Consider the following 4,970-nt stretch of genomic DNA (forward strand, 5'->3'; position numbering starts at 1 on the left):
AAGCGCCACTAACCATGATCGATCTAACCGAAGGAGATCAACCAATGGCTGACGCCAACATACTATATCTCGTCCCTATTTACCACCAAAAGCGCTGCTGTGTACCACAAGTTTGCTTATTTCGCGTTATTCTTGTGGCAAAAGTCTGCGGCGCAGGCGGTGGCCTCCCAGGACTTGAGTATTTATGTAGCTATGGCATTGGGGTGCGTGGTGCTTTTCGTTACGGCCAGTCCCGGGGAACAATTGCTCCCCGGGGCGTTTATAATAAAGCCCTAAGGAAAAGGAGAAAGAACCATGCTTTTATTGAATAGAGTTAACCTAATTGGCAAAATAGCGGATGATCCACGTGTTTATTTCACGTCTAACCACATTCGCATCATGAGTTTTGAGCTTATAACCGACTCAGACAAAAGCCTTTCCAGACCACATCACGTGGTGATTGAGGACCCACTGATCATCGAGTATGCCCACACGTACTTATTTGCAGGTTCTGTTGTATGGGTTGAAGGACAGCTTGAGTATTTTTGTAGTGCTCATGACAATATACTCTCGTGAAATCAAAACCTCTAGTTTAATGATAGCGAGAAGCGCGCAGTATATCGAGGCTACACCCAGTGGTTGTGTTGCTGAGTGAAGCCCCATGACAGTTGTTAGGTGAGCAGTTTCGCCTACTGGCCGGTCCACTTGAAGGTAATAGATAGCCGATCACCCGTATAAGTATTCAAATTATATGGGTTGCCCTTGACTAACTGTTGTGGGTTATCATAGTAGCAGCTAAATTTCCAATATTCATTCTCTTTAGCCAACATGGAGGAAAAATCATCAAGTTTCCAATTAGCTGAGTCATCAAATTGGCCTTTGACTGATTCGAGGTCACGAACATAGGTTAGTAGTTCTAGATCAAGTAGATTCGGTACCCCAACCCTACCAATAATCCTTAGCGGTTTGACGTTACCAACGCCAACATCCTCATATAGTCCAGTGATATCTGCGGTCGTTCTAGCTTTTTCACACTTCTTCTTGATAACTTCCCATGTCTCCTCTTTTCCCAATCCACTTACGTCCGTGGCTGTAGCTCCAATGGAAAACAGCAATAGCGTCATCGTTACTATTAAGGCGCGGTTTTTCAACATGTTTTTCTCCTTCATTAAGGTTTTTTTGACATTTGGGGTGTTATCAGCGAAAAGGGCCCTTAAGGTGAATTCACATAATTAACCTAAGTATTTAAAAATAATACATTAAGTGGCAAATTTTTGACTCACCCAAAGGTACCTTTTCGCAGATAACGCCCCATTTTTATATTGTATGCAATAATAATTAAGAAAACGTTAATATTGTAACCAATTAATTCATCCAACTCATTGCTAATTTATTTTTCCCCGAATTTATCTGAAACTCTTTATGTGTCTAGAAAGCACGGAAGACTGCATCCTCTCATGCAGTAACCCAACCACATGACGTCCAGAAAGTAATCAAGGCTTATTTACCTGCTCTTCAACAAACTGGTAAATTTGTTTGATCTGCTCAGAAAGTTGCTGCACAGCCTGTTGCTCCAAAGACAACTCTTTTGCTTGCAGCTGCTGAGCCACAGTAATCGCTTGTTTAGCAAGACCAGCTTTGGCAACCAGCTCTTGCTCAACGAGCTCAAGAGGCACTGTTTTCTTATTGTCAAACTTGCATTCCACAAGCGTTGCAAAAGCTTTTACAACCAAATCAAATACATCACGCAGTGGCGCGAGGGCTTCATCGTAAAATTCACCATCAATTAGCAATGCAGCCATACGTTGTTTGCGCTCTGTTTGCGTTAGGTATTTTTGGGACAGATGCGCCCGTTTTTGCCGCTCTTCCTGTCTGGAAGCCACTTTGGTTTTTGATTGATAGAGAGAAGCATGATCTTGATTGAAGCTCAAAATACCCGCCTTACACAACCTTTGTATGGTCTCATAAGTAGCACGATCGAGCACCTCCAGTTGCATTGGTGGACTCTGGTCCAGTTGTTCTAGGGTATCGCGCATCTGTTGTTGTGGTTGGGTGATATCCCCATCGACAACAGCAAAAATAGTTTTCTTACCTTCATCATCCTTGTAAGCTTCAAGTTGATGCAGTCGAGGCTCAAATCGGGCAATTGTATCTTGGCCAAAAATCGTTAAAGGATCTTGGTCTGCTTTATTTTTTTGATCAGAGGGTTGACGAGCTGGCGGAGCACTTGTGCCAAGAATCTCATCCAGTTGATCCATGAGCGCTGCTCGCCCTGAAGGTAGCTCCATTTCTCCAAGATCGCCTGAATCAAGGACATTGTTGGCCAGCTGTTGCTTGAGCTTTAACAAGCCCAGCATGCGGTGCTCGATGGTATCTTCGCTAACCAGATTGATCACCTGAACCGCTCTGGTTTGATGTTTGCGCCAGGCCCTGGCAATTCGTTGCTCAAGCTTTGCCGGATTCCAGGGCAAATCAAGGTTGATTACCACATTGGCAACCTGAAGGTTGAGGCCAACACTGCCGGCATCGGTTGACAAAAATACTTTGCACGCTGCATCTTCCTTAAAGCGATTGATCTCATCCCGGCGTTTTTTCTGATCAACGGAACCGGTATGCCAAGCAAAGGCAATACCCATCTTTTCCAAAAGCTCGCGCACCAGGAACAACATCCGTTCCCACTCAGAAAAAATGATGATTTTTGTGGTATTGTCTTGCAGAAGTTCTTCCAAAATATTGGCAAGCTCGTGCAGTTTTGGACATGTTTTCAAGTCTTGATCAAGAATGTACGTGGTGTCACACAACATCCGCATACAGGCAAGCGATCTTTGCAAGCGTTCGGATTCTTCCTTGCGCAGCGGATGCTTTCTTGCTTTGGTCGCCAGGCGTGCAACGATTGCCCCGTAATCATCATATCGAGCTTGTTGCTCTTCCTCCATCTTGACAAAATACGTGTTCACGGTGCGATCCGGCAATTGTCCTTCGACATCACCTTTAAGCCGCCTTAGTAAAATAGGCCTTAATCGTTCGTGGAGCACATCTAAATTTTTGTAACCTGTGGGTTTGCCGTTGTCATCCAACTGGTAAAATTCTCGGTTAAAACGAAACAGCGGCCCAAAGAATTTGGGATCTAGAAACTGAACAATGGAATAGATATCATCAATGCGGTTTTCAATGGGGGTTCCGGTCAACACAAAGGCATAGCGGCTACGGAGTTCCTTGACCGTTGCTGCGGTCTTAGTGCGCCAGTTTTTTATCCGTTGGGCCTCATCAAGAATAATAACGTCAGGAGCCATAAGACGTTGAATCTCTTCCTGATCTCTTAAGATCTGCTCATAATTGGTTAGATAAAACATTGAATCGGTCTGATACTGACGTAGTCGCTCCATGCGGTTGCCGAAAACCAGCGTTGTCGGTGCAGAGATAAACTTATTAATCTGCTCTTCCCATTCTGCCTTTAACGATGTCGGAGAAATAACCAGAACTTTGCCAATGCCGTGCAGTTTGCGCAATAGCTCGCACGCGGCGACGGCTTGCACTGTTTTACCAAGCCCCATCTCATCAGCCAATATGGCCCTTTCAGTAAAAGCCAAATGCAGCATGCCTTGGTGTTGATATTCATAAAGGGGAAGGTTGACAATATCGAGACTGCGTTTACCTTCAGTCACATCTTGCAAAAAGCACTCTTTGGAAGCTTGTTTTTGGGAGCTGTTGTTGGTGCTCGTCAGCAGTTTCTCAATTCGATTTGAAATCCTGATATCGCTGCGCACAACATCAGAAGCATATTGCACCAACCGTTTAATAGCAGGAATTGCCGTACTTGCTTCGGCTACCAAACTGCCATCTGCACAGAAAAAATCGGACAGCAAACGACGCGTATCAAGATGCACGATCTGATTGTGCGGCCAAACAAGCTGGATTTTTTCATCACTGGGATTTACAAAAATCTCAGCCCTTGGACTGCCCAGATTGCCGGCATCTTGGAACTTCTTGCTACCCTTTTTCTCAAGTGTCAGCAAAACTTTTTCAATATGTTTGCAGGTCCCTAAGCCATTAGTGTCATAATCGGCGCAAGAACAGCTATTGATGTGTTTGATTAGAGAACGAATCTCAACGGTATAGCACTTTTCCATGCTAGTAGTTACAGAGTAGGTGTTGAAATAATCAGTATCAGCAGCCGTTCCCTTGACAGTCATGTCTTCAGTTTCAGCGCGCTGACGCCGGCGCTGAATTTCATCTTCATCTGTCGTATCCCAACCTGAAGGAATTCGCATTGCCTTTTCGACCCCGGTGGCTTTGGCGTTTTTCTTTTGACGTTTTGGTTGTGTGATTGGCATGGTGTCCTCTGCTTATTGTGATTTTAATGCCTCATTCGTACATGTTTTATGGTTTTTGATCAAGGGCTGGATACATATACTCTCGCTGAATCAAACTGTCGCAAAAAATTAACTCACATGATAAATTGTACCCTACAGGAGTTGATTAATGAAAATATACATTATTGGTACCAGTGGTTCAGAGAGATGCTGATGCAAAATGCCGATCTGCTTATTTGGCTTGATTACCCATTTTTCAAGATTTTCTGGCAAACCATCAAGAGGACACTGCGGCGTCTGGTTCGCAGAGAGCCTTGCTGTAACGGTAATTATGAAACATTCCGCCGGCAATTTTTTTCCAAGTACTCAATTTTTTGGTGGGTGATTTCGACATACAAAAAACGTCGCAGAGATTACACTGCATTGATGCAGCAACCTACCTGCAAACATAAGTGGGTTGTTGTCCGGAACGCTAGGGAGCGAGAGGAGCTGTTGGGGTTTTGTGTTATTCCTAATTCCAGCTCCAGCTCATGAAAATCCAACCCCTGCAAACCATTATCCACGGTTTTTAATTAACTTCAGGGCTGTTCAGTGAAAATGTGTTATCTACGGATCGTCATCCTGAACGTTGGTTTTGGAACTCAAGTCTGGTAAGACTTGAGGAGGCAAAACCTTACG

4 protein-coding genes are annotated in these 4,970 nt (G+C 44.3%); 2 read left to right on the forward strand and 2 right to left on the reverse strand.

From position 1 onward, the window contains the following. Nucleotides 1-311: hypothetical protein (locus ABFQ95_07550; protein ID MEN8237375.1), on the forward strand; the 311-nt coding region annotated here is incomplete at its 5' end. Then, on the forward strand, nt 295-555 hold the full coding sequence (locus tag ABFQ95_07555; protein ID MEN8237376.1) for a single-stranded DNA-binding protein: 261 nt from the start codon (nt 295-297) through the stop codon (nt 553-555). The genes ABFQ95_07550 and ABFQ95_07555, both read left to right, overlap by 17 nt. 113 nt (nt 556-668) lie before the next feature. Here the strand turns inward: ABFQ95_07555 and ABFQ95_07560 are convergent, their stop codons facing one another. After that, a complete protein-coding gene (locus tag ABFQ95_07560; protein MEN8237377.1) occupies nt 669-1,133 on the reverse strand; it encodes a hypothetical protein in 465 nt (154 codons plus the stop codon). Nucleotides 1,134-1,472: 339 nt separating this feature from the next. Continuing rightward, entirely contained in the window at nt 1,473-4,313 is a 2,841-nt protein-coding gene (locus ABFQ95_07565; GenBank protein ID MEN8237378.1) for a DEAD/DEAH box helicase, read from the reverse strand. Nucleotides 4,314-4,970 lie beyond the last annotated feature (657 nt).

This window comes from Pseudomonadota bacterium (assembly GCA_039714795.1).
Taxonomy (GTDB): Bacteria; Pseudomonadota; Alphaproteobacteria; order JAGOMX01; family JAGOMX01; genus JBDLIP01.